The following is a 20,629-nucleotide window of genomic DNA, read 5'->3' on the forward strand; positions in this document are numbered from 1 at the left end:
ACCTTAACCGGTCTACTCTACGGGGTAGAGTTCACCCATGCAGGGGCTTTTTGTTTTTAACAAGCTACAATACAGTTTTACCCAAAATTTTCACAAAAATTTACATATCGATCTGGATATTAATCATTCCTCTGCCTAAAATAAGAACACTTTCAGCTTAATGTTAAGGAGAAGCTTAATAATGCTTATTGCCACGCATGACGGAACCTTCCATGCTGATGAAACAGTCGCCTGCGCCATTTTAAGTTATATTTTTGACAATACTTCCGTCATCCGTACCAGAAACCCGCTGGAGCTTGAAAAAGCCGACCTTATTATTGATGTGTCAGGTAAAAACGATAACCGTCACTTTGATCATCATTCCAAAGAATTTACCTTAAGCCGTGAAAACGGTATACGCTATGCAACTGCAGGTTTAATGTGGTGTAAATTCGGCAAAGAATTTTTAAGCAAAATCGCCGAAGATCTGCTTAAAACTCATTATGAAAACGACATTATAGATGCAGCTTTCAATCGAATCGATCGTGAAATCATGTGCATGGTCGATCTTAATGACAACGGTCAATTAAACGAATTTCTTGAAAATAAAATCGCCCCCCAAACTACAGAAGCGCGTAATGTCTTCAATGCGTTAAATGAGTTTTATCAAATCGATCCGGGAATTCCTTATATTGTTGCCATGCAGAATCTTCCTGCGGTAAGCGGCCAAGAGCAGGACAAAGCTTTTATGCAGACAGTCAAAATGCTTAAGCAAATTCTGCAAAATGCCTCAATAAATGCATTAAATACCGAGTTCGGAATAAAAGAAGTTTTAAAAGTATATGACGGCGGCAAAATTTTAATCATGCACACAAGATTGCCGTGGACTCAAGCCGTACTAAGTCATTTTGATATTTTTAAAAACTGTATCCTTGCCGTCTATCCGGATCGTAAACGAGGATGGCGCGTTCAATCTTTACCTTTATCAAAAGCATCACGTTTTGCCAATCGCTGCGGAGCACCTCTTGCTTGGCGCGGTCTTGACGGGCAGGATCTTGATAAAGTTTCAGGATTAAACGGCACGATTTTTGTCCATAAAGCAGGCTTTACAGGCGGCGCGCTCACTTTCGAAACTAATCTTGAAATGGCCAATTTATGGCTTAAATACGGAGAATATCCGGCAAGTAATTAAAAAAATTCCTCAGATAGTGCTGAGGAACTTCTTTAAACCTTGCCTATTACGGAGCAAAATATCCGCCGGATCCTTTATTATTGTCGTCTTTTGGCGAACGGTTACTTCCGTCATCATATCTTGCGTTATTACTGTTATTCTGCCCAGAAAATGCCGACGTACCGTACTTATTTACCGTAGTTCTGATATCTTTTCCTAATAAATAAACATAAATAAGCGGTAAAAATGCTATAACTGTATAAGGAAGCGGAATATGTACGAAATACTGTAATAAAAGTATCAAAGCAACTACAGTATTAGCAAACGACGATACTCTGAGCATTGAAGCAAAATTAATTTTTATCTTACTGACCAAAATCAGCAGAATTCTTCCGATTAGCGCTATTATCAACGCATTAAAGGCTAAAATTGCAAAAAACCACAGTGTAATCATTCCCCAGACAGTGAACCATGACGAATTAAAAACACTGTCTAAAGAAGCAGCGGCCTCATAAGGTTCAAAATTTGCATTAGTCGGAAAAATTGATGAATAAGGCACGGCATTAGACTGTTCAAATGATTTGAACACTACAGAAGTACCGGTAAGTTCAATCGGCGCTTTTAATTCATCCCCTTCTAATACTTTATTTAAAGGATTATAAATTATCGAGGGATCCCCTTTTGAGTTTCTTATCTCAACAAAATCTCTGGATCCTTCTTTGGGACTTAAGACTCCGTTGGCATCAAGATAGCTCGGCGGGATCTTTGACACCAAAGTTACAAGTTCCATCTGTTTTAAACTTGACAGAACATCCATAACTTTTACACAGGCAGGAAATGCAATCAGCGCACAAATTAAAAACAAATAATAAAAGCCCCAGCCGCGCATCTTAAATAAAACATGCAAATAAAAAGCACGAGAAGCTAAAGCTTTCAACGGATAAAATATGGAATTTAAATTAAATTTAAGTAACATAAGCTTAACTATTAACAAAGATAGAAAAAATATAGCACAGCGACATTTTTTAATGCAAATTCAGGTAAAAAAATGATTAAAAAAACTTTATTTAAATTAATTATTCCCGCTATTTTAGGCTATTGCATTGCATATAACGCAACAGCTGCTGAAATTTTCGGAAGCTACTCCAAAGGGTGTATCAAAGACGCAGTCGCTTTTCCCAAAGAATCAGCATACCATCAATCGCTTCGATCCCATAACGGACGCAATTATGCACACCCTGACATGGTAAAGTATCTTAATGATTTGATAGCAAAAGTAAAGGCGGCCGGTCTTCCTCCGATTTTGATCGGTGATATTTCATTAAAAGCAGGAGGGGATTTGGGACCGAACTCCGATCATGCCAGCCATAACATCGGTCTTGATGTCGATATACCTTTTGTTTTTGCCGAGCCGCGCAAAACACCAAAAGAGTTAAAAAATTTAAAATATATTTATCTGGTAAACAAAAACACTTTAACCAAAGATTTTACGTATGAAAGAGCTGAACTTATCCGTCTTGCAGCAAGCGATGCTAAAGTCACCAGAATCTTTGTCAGCCCTCTAATCAAAGAAGGATTATGTCAATTCTATGCAGGACAAGACAGAAGCTGGCTTTCAAAAGTAAGACCGTGGTTCGGACATCGTGCCCATATGCACGTAAGACTTGCCTGCCCAACAGACAGTCCTTACTGCGTAAATCAGGATCTTCCGCCGGAAGGTGACGGATGCGGCCAAGAGCTCATAAGTTGGTTCATGCCCGCAGATATTAATCATCCGCTGCCTAAAGTTAAGCGTCAGCGCTTAAAAATGCCGGTTCAGTGCAAAAGCATTCTTAACCGCGATTAAAAATATGTGCAAGCCGTTTAAAAAATGATCCTTGCTCTTTGCTGACCACAACTTCAATAGAAATTCCCTGAAAAGTAAACTGTCTGCAATAAGTCCCGTCTATTGCAGCGTTTATTTCTTCAACTACCTTCATCATAGTATGCTTGAGCTCATCAAGCCATGGGGTTCTCTCTTCCAAAATAACCTGTTTTAAAAAAGCTCTTGATGCAAGCAGATACTGTGGCTCATTGGGACGCGGTATTTTAGCGTATTCATCCCAAGGAATGCCCGTAATGTACTGAATCCACTGTCTTAAAGGAGCATTACTCCAATAACAGGATAAAGGATCATGCACTTCATGCATAAAATTGTTAAAAAGCTCATTGATTCGGTCAATACAGCATTGACGATCATGACGATTTCCTGAAATCTCGTAACGCCGGTATAAAATCTGGTTATTGCTCTTCTTTATTTCTTTAAAACATTTGACAAAAGATCCTTGAGGACAATCAGCTCTGAACAGCAGCGGACTTAATCTGTCTTTACTGTTATGCCGGTACAGCGCATCATAATTGTAGCTTTCAAAATGCTCTTCTGCTCTTTCCTTTAAATAATGATGAACCATTGAGCGAATCAACTGCCTTTTCTGATCTCTACTTAAAAAATCCTCTAAATGACGAATGAAAAAAGCCGTAAAATCCTCACGAATTGCTTGAGGCATACTTAAAATATTACCCTCATGCAAAGCTATTTCCTGAGCATACTTAACTTTCTTATCATAAATTGAGTAATAAATTAGCACCCATAGCTTCATTTGCAGATTGAGCACGCGATTAAACACGAAGTCAGCCATGGCGTCAAGATTTTTAAGATGTGCAATATCAGGAAGACTTTGACGCTTAAACACCCAATCATGCGAAAATACACTTAAAGCATACCAGTTTAAATTGTCTGCAAGCCCGTCAGAAAAAAAGCGTTTTATCGCAGCAGGAGAAATATCTTTAAAAGATTGGGGATTATTTTCAAACCACACATCATTAACGCTAGGAAGCGGCCATAAAGTGGTTATGGGTAATCCGCCCTGCTTTAACGACTGAGGATTATTTTTATATAAAGACAAAAAAAACCAAATAGCAACAAGCGAATGAAGTCTGCACAAAAGCGGGGTATAATGCGTATTAGACTCATCCTTAACCGGCAAGCCTAAATACTCCAGCATTTGGGACGGACGGATAAGTTTTGCTATATCTTCATTTTGTCTGAATACTTCCTGCCAAGTGTTTACTATACCCTGAACGCTGATTGCCTTTCTCACAAACGAACGACACGGTTCAATTCCGGGATTTAAACACACAACCTGCTTATCTCGTAAAAAATTACAGTTTAAAACTTCCTGAAGAGTAGGAAAATTTCCGTCCATAATAAGCTTACGCGAAATACCGTGATCCAGTGCATTTGCCCAACGAACTCGTGACGGATTTTGCGGCCTTAAAAAAGTATGCAAATATACTGAAGGACGCTCTTCTTTTTGATCCCAACGCAAAACACCGACTTCAAGAGCGGTATCAAGTTCTCCGTCATTGGGATTATAAAAGTCTAAAAAATATAAAGCAGATTTAGGCATTTTTAATTCTGAGACTAAAATGCAGCGAGTACACGCTGCATTTTTTTAGGCAAACTAATAAACCCCTGGCAACGACGTATCATCAACGATTACAGCCCCGCCGTTGTCTTGCGCCCCGACTGCCGAATCGTAGGAGCCTGAAGACGATATCTCCAAAGGCTCGGATGAAACCGTACTTATAGGCTGTGTGTCAGAATACGTTCCTGATGAAGCTTGAGACTGATCAATGACAGGAGGATTGCTCGAAGGTTTCTGAACCGGGACGTTTTCCATATAATCAAAAATCGTATAAATCTTCTTTACACCGTCAATTTTCTGAACTTCATTGACGGCACGAATGGCTTCATCACGGGTTACATAACCTAATAGGTAAACCATACTGTCTTCAGTTACGACCTTAAATCTTCCAGAACGAATATTTTCACCGAATAAAAGCTTGGTCTTAATCTTAGACGTTATATAAGTGTCATTTGCGGTAACACCGGCCGAAACTGGTTGTTTGAAAGTAACAAAATTATATACTTTACGTACATAATCAAGGCGCTTAATCTTTTCAAGACAAGAATTGAAATACTCGCTGTTAATAGTTTGACCGACTAAAAGTACATTTCCCGACATAGAAATAACCGAAACGGAAAAATCATCTTTTTTAGACAACTTCTCATTTTCTTTAAAAATCTTGTACGCATTCTGCTCTATAGTCTCATCATAAAACATAGAATCGATAGTACGACTGTCAGAACCGATTATGGCTCCGGTAGTTCCTGTAGCAGCTCCGACCGCTACGGCAGCGCATCCTGACATAATAAAAGGAACAGAGCAAAAAGCCCCGATCGCAATTAATTTTAATAAATTATTCTGTTTCATAATCTGCCGCTTTAATGTAACAAGAGAACTCCGGTCAAAAGCTCTGGCGCTGAACTTTTTACCGGAAACACCATGAAAAACGCCTTTTTCTAATGAATAAGTCTATCATTTTGCGAGCGTTTTAGCTATGAAAAGCCAACAAAGTTGCAGGAACATGAAATCCTTGCCTAAAAGGCTTATGCTCTATAGTAAAAAAGCATGAAAAAATATTAAGTTACCTTTAATTACACTACCGTAAATTTTAAAATCATCACTCCCGCAATAATAAGAGATATTCCCAAAAGTCTTGAGACCATCAGCGGATCTTTAAATAAAAACACACCGACAATAAAAGTCCCGACTGCACCTATTCCCGTCCATACGGCATAAGCCGTACCGATCGGAATATGACGCTGAGCCAAAAACAAAAAAAATCCGCTTAAAATCATTGAAACTACGCTAAAAGCAATAAAACCCCAGCGCAGATTAAGAAAATCATTGGCAAGCTTAAACCCCAGGGGCCAGCCGATCTCACAGACGCCGGCAATAAACAAAAAAGTCCATGCATTCATTTTTTACCTCCTAAATCATTGCATTATATTCAAGGCGGTGAGATCATGAACTATAGTGTAAGCCTATAGTCAAGAAATTTTTATGAACACAAAAAAACTTACTTGCGGTACCTTTGCCAAACTTTGCAATACCACTAAAGAAACACTGTTTCATTACGATAAAATAGGCTTGCTCAAACCTGAATTCATAGGTAAAAATAATTACCGCTACTATGCTCCAGAACAATTTTTCCTGTTTAATTTCATTGAGACTTTAACGGACAGCGATACTCCGTTAAAAGAAATAAAGTCCCAAATTAAAAATTTTAACGCCGATTCTTTTATCGGCTTTTTACGGCAAAAGCAGGAATATTTAAAACAAAAACGGCTTAAACTGGCTCTTAAAGAAGAGCTTATCAACGATTTATTAAATGAAATTGAAGATATCAAAACCTCTAACTACGAAACGGTACGACTAATAAATAAACCAAGCGAAACTTTTATTGCTTTTAAAACAGATGTTTCAGCTGTCGCATCTTATGATGATTTATCTGAACATTTGTCCCGATTCTTTACTGATTGCTGCAATAAAAATATTTTTCTGCAAAGCACTTTCGGCTTTATTATTGAAAAAAAGAACTTTGACAAAGAACTTAAAGCCTCATATATTTGTGCCAAAGCTTTGAAAGGCAGCAAACAAGCACTAAGATACACTCTGCCTAAAGGAACTTACGCATCCGTCACCATCTTAGGGGATAAAAAAGCACATTTAAACGGCATCAAGCGTTTAGAACAGCACCTCAAAGAGCTAGGATACTTTTTTGCAGGAGATCTGATTGCTCTTGACCGCTTCAGTCTTTTGTACCACAAAGAAAAAAATGAATTTGCCGTCAAATATCTGATTTACGTTAAAAAGGATAAAAATAATGCAGATTAGCTTTAATCATCGTACTCTTAAACTTAATATTCCTGCCGTCATGGGCATCTTAAACGTTACTCCCGACTCTTTTTCCGACGGCGGAAAATTTATTGATAAAAATAAGGCTTTTGCTCATGCCGTCAAGATGGTAGATGAAGGAGCGGATATCATTGATATCGGCGGAGAATCTACCCGTCCCGGCGCCGCATACGTATCGGAAGATGAAGAAGCTTCCCGCGTTGTCCCGATTGTAAGCAAGATTGCGGCTAATCTTGACGTTATGATCTCTGTTGATACCTCTCGTCCGGCAATTATTAAAGAATGCGTCAAGGAAGGTGCGCATATTTGGAATGATATACGCGCGTTAACTGAGCCTGATGCCGTAGAATGTGCCGCTAAACTGCAGATACCGGTATGTCTTATGCATATGCAGGGAACTCCATCTACCATGCAGAACAATCCTTCATATAAAAACGTAGTAGAAGAAGTGAAAAATTTTCTTCTACAGCGCGCAGAAATTTGTTTAAAAGCCGGAATAAAAGAAAATAATATCATTTTGGATCCGGGGTTTGGATTTGGTAAAAGCGTTGACGATAATTACTTGTTACTAAAGCACTTGGATGTTTTATGCGCTTGCCCTTATCCTATTCTTTCGGCTTTATCGCGCAAATCAATGCTCGGAGCAGTATTAAACGAACCTGTTGCTTCACTTCGTGATAACGCATCAGTAAGCGGCGCTGTTATTTCGGTGATGAAAGGAGCCAAAATCGTCCGTGTTCACAATGTCAAAGCAACTAAAGATGCAATTTTAATTGCATCAAAAGTGCTAAATACAGACTAAATGCGATTTCTTATCAGTCGAGTAAGCCTTAAGTAACTGTATAATGTCGTCCTAATTTAAAAGGAAATCGCATCGTGTTTTACTATTTAATTCCGTCAGCGGTAATTGCACCGCTTGCCGCAGCGTTTATTATTTTAATTACCGGATCAAAGCGTCTTGAAAATTTTGCCAAGCCGTTGTCGCTTATTGCCGTCGGTCTTTTGATTACCATCTCCTTAAGTCATCTTTTACCCGAAGCAATGGAAGAAAGCCTGAATCCGCATTCTATAGGCTTTACTGTGCTTATTGCCGTATTGGTACTTATCGGAATTGAAATGTTCTTTAATTCCCACAGCCATAAGGAAAATGCTTTAAGCAAAGGAGCTGCCGGTCTTTTATGCGGAACATTTTTACATGCTTTTTGCGACGGTATTATTTTAGTAAGCTCTTATCTTGTAGACATTCATTTAGGCCTTGCAGTAACCGCAGCCATCTTAATTCATGAAGTTCCCCAGGAGATAGGTGATTACGTTATTCTGCTTGACTGCGGAATGAGCCGCACTCAAGCTTTTTCAATAAGTTTGATCTCAGGATGCGGAGCAATTTGCGGAGCGATTTTAGGATATTTCCTTTTAGACACGGTAAAAGGACTTTTACCCTATGCTCTTGCCGTGTCAGCATCAAGCTTTATTTACGTGTCTCTTTGCGATCTGCTGCCTAGGTTATATAAATCCCAAAACCAGCAAAAAATGCTTTATCGCTTCTTCTTTCTGCTTATAGGAGTAATTGCCGCGCTTTTAATCAGTCATCATCATTAGCATCAATCAGTTCAAGAGGAGCACTAAATGATAAAGTTCGGGATTTATTAATACTCTTAAAATAAACCAAGTATTCTCCGGACTTTTCATTAACTTCCTCTATTTTCCCATAACCTAAAACGGGATTTGTAACCTTATCTCCTATGCTAAAATGTTTTAAAACATGTTTTACTGCACTGTTTAAGTAAGGCTTAATCAGTTTTTTCCCGGTAACGAAGATTTCATCTTCCCTAAACTCTTCAATAAAACGCGAAACTTTCAGCTCCTCTCCTGAATATGCGGTACCGCCGAACATACAAATAAACAGCTGTTTTTGCGCCCTGGTCATAGCGACATACAAAAGTCTTCGTTCTTCCTGCAGTTCCTGCAAACTTGATGATTTTGATGACGGAAAAATTCCCTCATTAACTCCGACAACAAACACATAATCAAACTCAAGCCCTTTGGAATTATGTACGGTCATAAGCTCGACCTGATTTTCGTTATTATCATCATCTTTAGATGATGACAGCGCCAGATGCGTTAAAAAATCTGCTATATTGCTGCGCTCTCCCATTTTATTTTCAAAATCACGCGCAAGAAAACGTAAAGTAGCAAGGCTTTCAAGTCTGTCGTTATCCCCTTCTTTTTTAAGCATTACTTCATACTTAAAAAGATTTAATACTTTCTCAAGCTCGGCACTGGGACCTGCAGGAGATTTTTCATTTAATAAAATTATATTTTCAACAAATTCCTTTACCGCTGCTGTTACATTAAGATCTCTGTCATCAAGTCTATGTACAAGCGTCCTAAAAAGAGAATGATTGTCCTGACTTGCCAAATTTTTAAGCCGGGAAAGCCGCGTTATACCAAAACCTCGTCTTGGTACATTGATGATGCGGACAAAAGCAGCATCATCATCCGGATTAAAAATAAGTCTTAAATAAGAAACGACATCTTTAATCTCTTTGCGCTCCATAAACCTTACATCGGCATACACCCGATAGGGAATATTATATTTAATAAGCGCCTGCTCAATACTTTGAGATAAATGCTTTGAACGGTACAAAACAGCAACGGATGAATGTCTATTGATATCTTTAATGTTTAAAATTTCCCTTACGACAAATTCTGCTTGCGACTGCACTGATGGACAGCCGGCAATAACCGGCAGCATAGTTTTCTTATTATCCTCGACAATCTTAAATTCTACCGGATAGTCATTAGGCAAAAGCTGTTTATTAAACGCCGCTTTAAGCAAATCAGCGGTTTTTAAATCATCTTCCTCATTATTTTTTATCTCAGCAATTGCTGCCATGGCATCCATATCAATATCTTTACGCATTGCCTGCAGCTTTTTGCGTCCCGGGTCGTCATTATTTGAAATCAAGGTATATGCACAATCTAGAATATAAGCTTGAGAACGATAATTTTTAAAAAGATTAATAGTAACAGTACCGGGAAATTTTTCTGCAAAATCAGTAAAATATTTAACATTTGCCCCACGAAACGAGTAAATGGTCTGATCAGGATCGCCTACTATAAACAGATTTTTATGCTTGCCGCTTAAAATACTGATAAGCTCATATTGCAAGGCATCAATATCCTGAAATTCATCAACCTCAATATATTCAAAACGACTTTGCCACTTTTCTTTAATATCTTTTCTAGTCCGCAAAATAGTAAGAGCAAAAGCTATAAGATCATCAAAATCAAGAAAACATGCGGTTCTGCATTGATAAATATACTGCCAGAACACCTGCTCTTTAAGATTTGAAGCATTTGCCGCCGCTTCTAAAATATTATTGCTGTCATAAGCACACATGACAGGCACATATGAAATATCACCCTTTTTCCAATCAATGTACTCCCACGCATCTTTTAAAGTAAAATCCTTACCCGTAATGCCCAATGATTTAAAGATCGGCTTTAATACTTCCTTGACATCGGATACGTCAATAACGGTAAAATTTTTGACAAAGCTTAAAGCGTGAATATCCTCACGCAAAAGATCACAGCAAAAAGCATGAAAAGTGGTCACATAAGGAAGAGCAATATCTCCGCATAATTTATTTATACGGCAACGCATTTCCCTGCTGGCTTTATTTGAAAAAGTAACGCACAAAACCGCTTTTGGCGACATACCTAAAGCGGTTAGCAAATATGCATAACGATAAGCTAAAGTCTTAGTTTTTCCGGTTCCGGCGCCTGCAAGTACCCGAAGATACCCTTCAGTAGTACATACCGCTTTATATTGCTCCTCATTTAAATCTTCTTTAAAACGGGCTAACTTTAAAGGCATGTTATTTGATCTTAGGTCCAGCTGATATTTTGGAAAAATCAAAAAGATTCTGATCCAAAAGATGTGACGGTACTACATTTTTAAGCGCTTTAAAAATAATATCCGTTCTTTTAGGATATTCCTTATCCCATTTGCGCAGCATGGCAACCATAGCGGCCCGCTGCTGATCTTCTCCATATCCGCAAAGTCCTTTGGGTAAAACAGGATAATCTTTTAGTTTGCTTAAAATGTTTAAATCTCTTTCCCGGCAATAAGCAAGCGGCCTTATTAGAGTTAAAGTGTCATCGTCAGTACGCAGAATAGGCGGCATGGTTTTCATTATTCCCGAATAAAATAAATTCAGAAAATAAGTAGCCAAAATATCGTCACGATGATGGCCTAAAGCCACTTTATTAAAGCCCATTTCCCTGGCAAAACCGTACAAAAAGCCGCGGCGCATGCGCGAACAAATTGAACACATGGTTTTCTTGCCTTGAAGTTTCTCTTTGGAAATTTCAAAAACCGGACGCTTAATAATATGATAAGGAAGGCCTACTTTTTGTAAATGTCCTTCTACGACTCCTTCAGGAGTTCCGGGAAAGCCCGGATCAAGATGAACCGGAATTAAAGAAAACGGAAAAGGAGCCGAACGTTTTAAAGACAAAAGCAAATCAAGCATGGCATAACTGTCTTTACCGCCTGAAATGCATACCATTACTTTATCATCGGGCTCAATCATGCCGTAATCGCCTATAGCATGACCTACTTTACGTCTTAAGCGTTTAAATAATTTATCGGCTTTATATTTGCTTTGCTTGTCTTCGATAACAAAATAAGGGCTGACGTGCCTTGCATAATCGTCAGCCTTCTCAGGCAACGTGGTATCGTCGCGCACGCTTTACTCCTTATTTTTCAGCGGCAAACGGAATTCTTCCCAAAACGGCCTTTGGTGTTATGACGGCCACGTCACAGTTTAATTCATCAATTACTCTTTCACAAATATTTCCGACTAAAGCAACAGCAATACCTCTGCGGGCAGAAGTGCCGATAAACAATACTGTAGGTTTAAGCTCTGTACACAAAGTCGGAATGACCTCATCCGGCTGACCTTCACGAATATGACAGCGTTCAGGAGAAATACGGTGACGCGCGGCAAAAGATAAAGCGTTTTTACATCCTTCCTTTAAGGCTTCCTCACCGATTAAGTCAGGTGTAAAACCGGGCAAATCAATGGATGCCGGAGGGATCACAGGCGGAATGGCATTTACCAGATGAATTTGACAACGGGTAATGGTAGCAAGCTCTTGAGCTTCACGTAAAAGGCGCATGTTGATGTAACGCAGCTCCATATCGGCAGGATCGGATAAATCCACAGCTACTGCAATAATACCCTCAGGGTGCCATAATTGATCTTTAGCAATAAGGACAGGAACCGGAGAATGACGCAAAAGCTGCCAATCAAGAGGAGTAAAAATAACCGAATCAAGCATACCGTGAACATCTGCTGTTTTAACGATAAGATCTGCTCCGATCTCTTTAGCGGTTGCAGTTATTTCCTTGCCGATAGTTTTAGACCATATAACTTTTGACGTAATATCAAAGCCCATGGCATTAATACGTAAGTATGCGTCCAGCCATTTTTGATGTTTTTTAATCACGGACTCACGCATGCTTTCTTCCTGCTCAACGGACAAAATTGAAGTTAAATCCCAGGAAAAATCAAACACCGGCATCACTGCAGTAATACGGACTTTATCCCTGCCGCTTGCCTGAGCCAAGGCTAAAGCGCGCTCGAGTGCCGGCTGCCGCATTTGTCTTGTTTCAATAATAACTAACACATTCCGGAACTTCTTCACGATAAAATCCTCTTTTTAACTTTATTTCTCCGCTTAAAAGCGGATATTTTCTACCGCATGCAGCTAACAGGCTGTTAAGGCAAGACAAACTGCATTTAATTTGTTTTTTAAGGTTAAACTTTCTTTCCGTAATCGCAGTTTTAAATTTTTAATTGCCGATTAAAGAAATTTATGCGCTAACTCATTGTAACACATGCTTATACTCAGTACTGAAGCAAAGGTCTACAGCTTGTCTTTAGTAAATATAACCTTATTTTTAAGCTAATTAATACGTTCAATTTATTAAGCTGTTATCTCAATCAAGAAAAAAGCTGCTTTTATTATTTTTTAAGCTGCTTTACAAAAAAGCAAAGCGTTAAAGGCTGTGGTAAAATCTTAACGTTAAATTATTCAATTTACCGAGGTTTAAAAATGACAGCATTGGTTTTAGGCCATAAAAATCCGGATACTGATTCAATCGTTGCTGCATTGGCAGCAGCCAATCTCTACAAAGGACGCGGAATTGATGTTAAAGCAGTTGCGCAAGGCGCCCCCGCTCCTGAAACCGAATTCGTTTTAAAGAAATTTAACTTATCCGCCCCTGAAATCGTTTCTTCCGTTGCCGGAAATGACGTTTATTTAGTTGACTACTCCGATTTGGCTCAAGCTCCTGAAGATTTCTCTAAAGCTAAGCTTCTTGGAATTATTGATCACCATAAATTAGGCGATGTTACTTCAGACAGCCCGGTTGAATGCTGGATCCAGCCTGTAGGATGTTCCAATACCGTAATCAAAATCATGCATGACTTCTATGGTGTCGCTATTGATAAAAACTTAGCAGGTGCTATGTTATGCGCTATTCTTTCCGATACCGTTCTATTTAAGAGCCCTACCTGCACTGATGCAGATAAGAAAGCGGCCTCAGAACTTGCAGCTATTGCCGGAATTACCGATATGCAGGCCCTTGGCATGGATATGTTTAAAGCTAAAAGCTGCCTTGACGGTGCCAGCCCTCGCGATCTTATTTTCCGTGATTTTAAAGACTTTAATATGTCAGGTAAAAAAATAGGTATAGGTCAGCTTGAGCTTATCTCCCTTGAAATGGTAACTCCGGAGCTTAAGGCAGCATTAAAAGCAGAACTTGATGCCGTAAAGAACGAAGGCCGCCACAGTGCTATTTTAGTACTTACCGACATTATGAAAGAAGGTTCTGAGCTCATGCTCTCTTCTGATGATGCTGCAACTGTAATCAGCGCCTTAAAGGCTGATTCTAATATGTGGATGCCGGGCGTTATGAGCCGTAAAAAGCAAGTTGTCCCGCCTCTTGAGCAAACCTTTAAAGCTTAATTGTTTTTTATTTAATCTAAAGCCCGAATATGCTTTCGGGCTTTTTCATATTTATTTTCTATGCAAAAAATCCCAAGAATCGGTCTTATTTCCCTAGGATGTGCTAAAAATCTTGTTGATACCGAAAGATTAACGTCAGTATTAATCGCAAAAGGTTATCAAATTGAAGCCAACTACGAAGATTGCGATTTAATCGTAGTCAATACCTGCGGTTTCATTTCTCCTGCAGTAGAAGAATCGCTTGAGGCGATAGGACAAGCTGTTTCCTATGCTCCGAAAGTTATAGTAACAGGCTGCCTTGGTGCCAAAGCTCAGCTTATTTTAAAAGAATATCCGCAAGTTGCTGCCGTATACGGTCCAGGAACCAGAGCCTCCGTACTGCGCGGAATCCGTACTTTAATAGGTGAACCGCCTCAAGAAGCGGTACAGCACGTAAATCCGTCCGGCATTCTTCTTACTCCACCTCATTATGCATATTTAAAAATAGCAGAAGGATGCCGCCACCGCTGTGCATTTTGTATTATTCCGTCATTACGCGGTCCGCTGCGTTCAAGGAATCCCGACGATATTTATAAAGAAGCAAGTGACCTCACTTCCCGCGGGGTAAAGGAACTGTTAATTATTGCCCAAGACTCATCTGATTACGGTTTTGATTTAAAAAACCAACCGACATTATCGCAATTATGTAAAAAACTTGCTTCATTAAAACGCTGGCTGCGCATTCATTATGTATATCCAAGTAAGGAAGCAAATAAAATTGTCGAGCTTATGGCAGACAACATCGTCCTACCTTACCTCGACGTTCCGCTTCAACATGCAAGTGAAAGAATATTAAAGCAAATGCGACGTCCGGGAAATACCGAAAAAATGCTCGCAACAATTGAAAATTGGCGTAAAATCCGCCCTGATATAGCAATCAGATCTACATTTATCACCGGATTCCCCGGGGAAACTGAAGAAGACTTCAGCGAACTCCTTTCTTTTATTAAAGAAGCCAAACTCGATCGCGTAGGCTGCTTCCCATACTCTGATGTCGACGGAGCTGCAGCCAATGATTTTCCCAATCCGGTACCGCTTGAAATTCGTGAAGAACGAGCTGCCATTTTAATGGAAACTCAAGAGCAGATTTCAAGAGAAAAACTCAAAGCAAGGATTGGCAAAGTATACGATGTCGTTATTGATACTTTAAATGAAGACGGCATTGCTGTAGGCCGCTCCAAATACGAAGCACCTGACGTAGACGGCATCATTACCATACACAACGCAAAAGGTATTCGTGAGGGTGATATCGTAAAAGTAGAAATTACCGCGAGCGATACCCATGATCTGCAAGGAGAGCTATGTTCAAATCTGCAAAAACCGATACCTTTTTCTAAAACACATTAATTTTCAGGCCGCAAATGCGGCCTTTTTCTTTATTTCACCGAATATAATTTTCCGTATATTTTTTCCAATAAGCAATAGCACCTTTCAATCTCACAGATTTCAATATGCTCATCGATTTGATGAGCATTTGCAATATTGCCTGGTCCGAAAACAACCGTAGATCCTAAATTCTTCAGTAATGAAGCTTCAGTACAATAATTCACGCCTATAGCTTTCTCATCTAACAATTCTTCAAAAATTGATAAGATTTGCTTATTCTTATTATCGAAAACATCAATATCCGGATAAGGTATTTCTATTGAAACGGCGTTAACAAAACGTTCATTTATTTTTTCTGTAATTTCACTAAGTCGTCTATCAATCTTTTTTGCATCAAAAAGCGGTGTCGGTCTTACGTCAAATAAAAGCTCCGCTTCCGCACAAACACGATTAATACTGTCACCGCCATGAATTGCACCAATATTAATCGTCGGATATGAAACTAAAAAGCGCTCATCGCTATATGTTTTAAGTTCTTGTTCAAATAAATTGAGTTCATTTACAAATAAAAACGCAAGTTTAATTGCGTTTATCCCATGACGAGGATCGCTTGAATGACATGACTTGCCTTTAAATACCGCCTTTCTGGCCATATAACCTTTATGAGCACTTATGCAATGCAGTGATGACGGCTCTCCTATAATAATTAAATCAGGAGAAACATCGCTTCTATTTGTAAAATGCCTAGCTCCTATCATTGAGGTTTCTTCATCTGCGGTAAGAGAAATATGTAAAGGCTTTTTGCTGCCGTTTTCTGCTATATTTTTAGCCAACAATAAAGATAAAGCAGCAAAACCCTTCATATCGCAAGCACCTAATCCATAAAGATTTTCGCCTTTTTGTATAAGTTCAAAAGGATCGCTTTGCCAAAACTTTGCATCACACGGAACCGTGTCGGTATGAGATGACAACATCATTCCGCCGTTTTTACCGTTTAAATTTGCCGCAAGATTATATTTACCGTTAGGAAGAAGCGTGAGCTCAACTTTAAACCCCAGATCTTCTAAAAACTCTGCAGCATACTCGATTAATTCTTTATTGTTATTATCAAAAGCTAAAATATCGGAGCTTTGTGTATCAAAAGAAACCAGCTTACTTAATATCTTAAAATAATCCTTAAATGCGAACATAAAATCTGCCTTTGCTTAAAAACACATTTGTAAACTTACCAATTTAAGAGCTTAAAACGCAAAAAAATCTATTTTTTTCAAAAAAAGAATTATGCTTTTACACCTTTTTTGTGCATTAATAAAATATTTTTTCTTATAAAACAAATAAATAACAATAAAATAAAATATCACTAAAATAGTGCATTTTTTCTAATTTTAGTGAATCATAAATTAAATTTTTTTAATATTAAAAAACTTATTTTTAGGAATTGAATCATGATAAAAGTTGCGATCATTGGTGCAAGCGGTTATGCCGGTGCTGAACTTGTTTCTATTCTTTTAAAGCACCCTGAGGTTTTGCTGACCAAACTTTTCGTATCAGAAAAAAGTGAAGATAAATATAAAAAAATCAATTCGTTATACGGTTCTCTTTATAATAAAACCGATCTTATCCTTGAACCTCTGCCAGCTGCTGAAAAATTAAAAGACGACTTTAAAGCAATTGATGCGGTGTTTTTAGCTACCGATCACAAGGTAAGTCACGATATTGCTCCGATTTTATATGACGCCGGTTGCGCTGTTTTTGACCTATCAGGAGCTTATAGACTTAAAAATCTTAGTGCATACGAAAAATATTACGGTTTTAAACATGAAAATCTTGAGCTTTTAAATAAAGCCGTATATTCCTTATGTGAAATCGCAAGTCATGATGCAATAAAAAACACCAGAATGCTTTCAATTCCCGGATGCTATACAACATCAGCAGAACTACCTCTCATCCCGCTTTGCCGCGAAAAACTTCTTGATGCTGATTTTGCTCCCGTCATCAATTCGGTAAGCGGAGTTTCAGGAGCCGGACGCAAAGCAAAACTCAGCAACAGTTTTTGTGAGGTAAGCTTAAACGCATATAACATCTTCAAACACCGCCACTTACCGGAAATTGAAGAATATGCAGGAACTAAAGTTATTTTCAACCCTCATTTAGGATCATTTAAACGCGGTATCTTAACCACCATCACGGCAAAACTTTCTGCCGGAGTTGATGCCTCAAACGTTCTTTCCGTATTTTTAAAATACTATGAAAACAAACCGCTTGTAAGAATTAAGAACGAATTACCAAAGCTGCAAGACGTAATAAATCAGCCTTACTGCGATATCGGCTTTACCGTAAGCGAAGACGGGTACATCGTCATTTGCTCTGCAATTGACAATCTGCAAAAAGGCGCTGCAGCACAAGCCGTGCAGACATTAAATCTGCATTTTGACTTTAACGAAACCACCGCTCTTATTTAGGAGAACTTCGTATGCCTCAAAACGACATACCGGTGATTAAGTTAAGCGGAAAAGCTCTTGAAAATAAAGCTGCACTAAAAGCATTATTTTCAGCCGTCAGAGGCAAAAAAGTTATTTTTGTCCACGGCGGCGGCGTTGAAGTAGACGCATTGCTTAAAAAACTTGACTTAAAAACCGAAAAAATTGACGGAATCAGGGTAAGTCCCCCCGAACAAATGCCCTACATAACCGCAGCTCTTGCCGGTCTATGCAATCGCTATCTGCAAGCAGATGCTAAAGCATGCGGTCTTAATCCTTTAGGCTTAATCGCAACTGACGGCAATAGTGTGACATTATCAGCCTTTGGCAAAAAATTCGGCAACGTGGCAACAGCCCTACCTGAAAACGGAGAATTCCTTTCCTTACTTCTAGAAAATAAAATCACTCCGTTTATCGCTTCTGTAGGTATTGATGAAAAAGGTGATATGTACAATATTAATGCCGACGATGTTGCTTTAGCGATAGCCCGAATATTTAATGCTCCCCTATTTTTTATATCAGACGTTAAAGGCGTAAAAGACGCAAACGGAAACATCATTGAAAACCTTTCAGAAGAAATGGCCTTTGAGCTTATTAATCAAAAGGTGATTACAGATGGAATGATCGTAAAGGTCAAAACCGCTCTTGATGCAGCTAAACTTACTCATCGTCCTGTTTTTATTGCTTCTTTAACTGATCCTGAACTTATTTCAAATCTCTTTTCCCTGCGACGAATCGGCACTTCTTTTTCAGCTCGATAAATATAAAAGTATTTAAAAACACACTATTCGCAGGAGATCTATATGAATAACCAAGACACCAATAATACCTATAGTTTCGATTTAGAAGCCTTTAAAAACGCTTCTATTGAAGATATTTATAATGAAGCTTTATACTTAAATCAAAGCTCTAAATTGAGCAACTTAGAATTAAATAAAATAGAAGCAGCAATAGCTCAAATCTCAACAGTACTAAATAAAAGTAACCCTGAACACTTCTTAGTTCGGCAAGCTCGCTTAAGTGATATAGATAGCCTTGAAAGCATGGTTGCTTATTGGGCAAAACAAGGCGAGAACTTACCTCGTAAAAGAGCAGATCTTATCCGCAATATCTTATCATTTGCCGTTTGCGTAAAAGATAATGTTGTGTGCGGCTGTGCTTGCCTCTATGTTTACGATTCAGGTCTTGCAGAAATAAGATCTCTTGGTGTTTCTCCGCAAATTCAGCGCCAAGGGCAAGGCAGAGCAATTGTTGAGTTTTTGCTAAAACGTGCCCGCAAAATGGACATAAAAAAAGTTTTCGTTCTAACCCGCAATCCGCAATTTTTCTCTAAAGTTGGTTTTAGTAAAACAGTAATTACTGCTTTACCTGAAAAAATTCTTAAAGATTGCGAAAACTGCCCTAAAAAAGACAAATGTGATGAAGTTGCATATGAAATTAATTTTGTAAAGGAGGTATAAAGATCATGCTTAAAATTACCAGAAATACTTTTGATGAAGTGATGATCCCTTGCTACAAACCATTTAATTGTTTAATCGTTAAAGGAAAAGGCTCTTATCTTTTTGACAGTAACGGCAACAAATACGTCGATTTTACCGGAGGAATAGCAGTTAATAGTTTGGGTCACTGCAACAAAGGAGTACAAAAAGTTATAAAAAAACAAATTAAAAAACTAATCCACGCAAGTAACATCTTCACCAATATTTCAACATTAACACTGGCTGTAAAACTTACAAAACATACCGATTTTTCTAAAGTATTTTTCGTAAATTCCGGAGCAGAAGCCAACGAAGCAGCCTTGAAGCTTGCAAGACGTGTAGCTTTTAATCTTTACGGTGAAAATAAAAACGAAATCATTTCCTTCGGACACAGCTTTCACGGTAGAACTCTGTTTTCCGTAAGTGTCGGCGGCCAAGACAAATACTCAGACGGATTCGGTCCTAAGCCGGGTGCAATAACCCACTTGCCGTTTAACGATATTGAAACTTTTAAACAGCATGTAAGTGATAAAACCTGTGCTGTAATTTTAGAGCCGATTCAAGGAGAAGGAGGGATTATCGAAGCTAATCCCGATTTCTTAAAAACAGTTAGAGATTTATGCACCAGCCATAACGCACTGTTAATTCTTGACGAAGTCCAAACCGGTGTTGGTAGATGCGGTACGTTTTACGCGTATCAAGACACAGATATAATTCCTGATATTCTGACATCCGCTAAAGGACTTGCTGCCGGTATTCCTATCGGTTCCGTAATGACAAGCGATGAAATAGCAAAACACTTCAGTCCTGGAACTCACGGTTCAACTTTTGGAGGAAACCCTTTAGCTTGCGCCGTAGGCACATATGTGGTCAACACCATTTCTGATAAAGCTTTTTTAAATAATGTTAAAGCAAAAGGAATAATACTAAAGCATTCATTGGAAGAGCTTAAAGATAAGTACGGCATTTTTAAGGAAATTCGCGGCAAAGGACTACTGCTTGGTGCTGTACTTAATGAAGATCTGCAAGACAAGGCAGGAGAAATTCAGCAGATTTGTGCCAAATACGGTCTTTTTATTCTTACTGCAGGACATGGCGTATTACGTTTTGCTCCTGCACTTAATATCAAAAACAAAACTATAAAAGAAGGAGTAAATCTTTTAGATAAAGCACTAGCTGATTTTACAAAAGTTTAAATTTACTGTACCTATCTCCATTTAGGGAGATAGGTAATTATACAGCTTCTTCAATTGCCGCCACTTCACGCACAGCTCCGTGCGTCTCATCCTTGTTTTCATTGATGATGACAAT

General features: G+C 38.6%; 19 protein-coding genes. 11 read left to right on the top strand and 8 right to left on the bottom strand.

All coding sequences use genetic code 11. The features are described 5' to 3' along the window. Positions 1-181 precede the first annotated feature (181 nt). Positions 182-1,171 (top strand): MYG1 family protein, encoded by a 990-nt coding sequence (locus HMPREF9444_RS05795; protein ID WP_009143465.1) that lies wholly within the window; start codon positions 182-184, stop codon positions 1,169-1,171. 46 nt (positions 1,172-1,217) lie between these two features. Here the strand turns inward: HMPREF9444_RS05795 and HMPREF9444_RS05800 are convergent, their stop codons facing one another. Then, the gene (locus HMPREF9444_RS05800; RefSeq protein ID WP_009143466.1) at positions 1,218-2,126 is read right to left on the bottom strand and encodes a DUF1189 family protein; all 909 of its coding nucleotides are present in this window, start codon (positions 2,124-2,126) and stop codon (positions 1,218-1,220) included. 72 nt (positions 2,127-2,198) lie between these two features. Here HMPREF9444_RS05800 and HMPREF9444_RS05805 point away from each other — a divergent pair, with 72 nt between their 5' ends. Further along, positions 2,199-2,996 carry a penicillin-insensitive murein endopeptidase gene (locus tag HMPREF9444_RS05805; protein ID WP_009143467.1) on the top strand — a complete coding sequence of 266 codons (798 nt, stop codon included), beginning with the start codon at positions 2,199-2,201 and terminating at the stop codon, positions 2,994-2,996. On the opposite strand, the gene HMPREF9444_RS05810 is transcribed toward HMPREF9444_RS05805, so the two are convergent. The 3 genes from HMPREF9444_RS05810 to HMPREF9444_RS05820 form a co-directional block, all read right to left on the bottom strand. After that, complete coding sequence (locus tag HMPREF9444_RS05810; protein WP_009143468.1) at positions 2,983-4,599, bottom strand: hypothetical protein; 1,617 nt, start codon at positions 4,597-4,599, stop codon at positions 2,983-2,985. The two genes, HMPREF9444_RS05805 and HMPREF9444_RS05810, sit on opposite strands and share 14 nt — an antisense overlap. Before the next feature lie 54 nt (positions 4,600-4,653). Then, positions 4,654-5,466, bottom strand: a complete 813-nt coding sequence (locus HMPREF9444_RS05815; RefSeq protein WP_009143469.1) for a BON domain-containing protein — start codon at positions 5,464-5,466, stop codon at positions 4,654-4,656. Between the two features lie 224 nt (positions 5,467-5,690). After that, positions 5,691-6,017 (bottom strand): DMT family transporter, encoded by a 327-nt coding sequence (locus tag HMPREF9444_RS05820; RefSeq protein WP_009143470.1) that lies wholly within the window; start codon positions 6,015-6,017, stop codon positions 5,691-5,693. Between the two features lie 82 nt (positions 6,018-6,099). On the opposite strand from HMPREF9444_RS05820, the gene HMPREF9444_RS10610 reads away from it, so the two are divergent. The 3 genes from HMPREF9444_RS10610 (at position 6,100) to HMPREF9444_RS05835 (ending at position 8,553) form a co-directional block, all read left to right on the top strand. Further along, the gene (locus HMPREF9444_RS10610) at positions 6,100-6,933 is read left to right on the top strand and encodes a MerR family DNA-binding transcriptional regulator (RefSeq protein WP_009143471.1); all 834 of its coding nucleotides are present in this window, start codon (positions 6,100-6,102) and stop codon (positions 6,931-6,933) included. Then, positions 6,923-7,756 (top strand): dihydropteroate synthase, encoded by an 834-nt coding sequence (gene folP / locus HMPREF9444_RS05830; protein WP_009143472.1) that lies wholly within the window; start codon positions 6,923-6,925, stop codon positions 7,754-7,756. Before HMPREF9444_RS10610 ends, folP begins: the two co-directional genes overlap by 11 nt. Before the next feature lie 74 nt (positions 7,757-7,830). Next, on the top strand, positions 7,831-8,553 hold the full coding sequence (locus HMPREF9444_RS05835) for a ZIP family metal transporter (protein WP_009143473.1): 723 nt from the start codon (positions 7,831-7,833) through the stop codon (positions 8,551-8,553). On the opposite strand, the gene HMPREF9444_RS10615 is transcribed toward HMPREF9444_RS05835, so the two are convergent. From HMPREF9444_RS10615 to uspE, 3 genes are read right to left on the bottom strand one after another with little or no spacing between them, the layout of a single operon-like run. Further along, positions 8,537-10,834 carry an ATP-dependent helicase gene (locus tag HMPREF9444_RS10615; RefSeq protein WP_009143474.1) on the bottom strand — a complete coding sequence of 766 codons (2,298 nt, stop codon included), beginning with the start codon at positions 10,832-10,834 and terminating at the stop codon, positions 8,537-8,539. The genes HMPREF9444_RS05835 and HMPREF9444_RS10615 overlap by 17 nt on opposite strands. Before the next feature lies 1 nt (position 10,835). Further along, the gene (gene ttcA, locus HMPREF9444_RS05845) at positions 10,836-11,708 is read right to left on the bottom strand and encodes a tRNA 2-thiocytidine(32) synthetase TtcA (RefSeq protein WP_009143475.1); all 873 of its coding nucleotides are present in this window, start codon (positions 11,706-11,708) and stop codon (positions 10,836-10,838) included. Positions 11,709-11,718: 10 nt separating this feature from the next. Next, entirely contained in the window at positions 11,719-12,669 is a 951-nt protein-coding gene (uspE, locus tag HMPREF9444_RS05850) for a universal stress protein UspE (protein ID WP_009143476.1), read from the bottom strand. 411 nt (positions 12,670-13,080) lie between these two features. Between uspE and HMPREF9444_RS05855 the strand changes: the two genes are divergently transcribed. After that, entirely contained in the window at positions 13,081-13,995 is a 915-nt protein-coding gene (locus HMPREF9444_RS05855; RefSeq protein WP_009143478.1) for a manganese-dependent inorganic pyrophosphatase, read from the top strand. 60 nt (positions 13,996-14,055) lie between these two features. Next, a complete protein-coding gene (rimO, locus tag HMPREF9444_RS05860; RefSeq protein ID WP_009143479.1) occupies positions 14,056-15,381 on the top strand; it encodes a 30S ribosomal protein S12 methylthiotransferase RimO in 1,326 nt (441 codons plus the stop codon). A 29-nt stretch (positions 15,382-15,410) separates the two neighbouring features. Here the strand turns inward: rimO and argE are convergent, their stop codons facing one another. Further along, positions 15,411-16,550 (bottom strand): acetylornithine deacetylase, encoded by a 1,140-nt coding sequence (gene argE, locus HMPREF9444_RS05865; RefSeq protein ID WP_009143480.1) that lies wholly within the window; start codon positions 16,548-16,550, stop codon positions 15,411-15,413. Between the two features lie 255 nt (positions 16,551-16,805). On the opposite strand from argE, the gene argC reads away from it, so the two are divergent. The 4 genes from argC to HMPREF9444_RS05885 are packed head-to-tail and all read left to right on the top strand — an operon-like array spanning position 16,806 to position 20,514. Continuing rightward, positions 16,806-17,822 carry an N-acetyl-gamma-glutamyl-phosphate reductase gene (argC, locus tag HMPREF9444_RS05870; protein WP_009143482.1) on the top strand — a complete coding sequence of 339 codons (1,017 nt, stop codon included), beginning with the start codon at positions 16,806-16,808 and terminating at the stop codon, positions 17,820-17,822. Positions 17,823-17,833: 11 nt separating this feature from the next. Then, positions 17,834-18,601, top strand: a complete 768-nt coding sequence (gene argB / locus HMPREF9444_RS05875; RefSeq protein WP_009143483.1) for an acetylglutamate kinase — start codon at positions 17,834-17,836, stop codon at positions 18,599-18,601. Between the two features lie 42 nt (positions 18,602-18,643). Further along, a complete protein-coding gene (locus tag HMPREF9444_RS10620; protein ID WP_009143484.1) occupies positions 18,644-19,300 on the top strand; it encodes a GNAT family N-acetyltransferase in 657 nt (218 codons plus the stop codon). After that, the gene (locus HMPREF9444_RS05885; RefSeq protein WP_198002764.1) at positions 19,297-20,514 is read left to right on the top strand and encodes an acetylornithine/succinyldiaminopimelate transaminase; all 1,218 of its coding nucleotides are present in this window, start codon (positions 19,297-19,299) and stop codon (positions 20,512-20,514) included. Before HMPREF9444_RS10620 ends, HMPREF9444_RS05885 begins: the two co-directional genes overlap by 4 nt. Positions 20,515-20,629 lie beyond the last annotated feature (115 nt).

The organism is Succinatimonas hippei YIT 12066, assembly GCF_000188195.1.
Classification (GTDB): Bacteria; Pseudomonadota; Gammaproteobacteria; order Enterobacterales; family Succinivibrionaceae; genus Succinatimonas; species Succinatimonas hippei.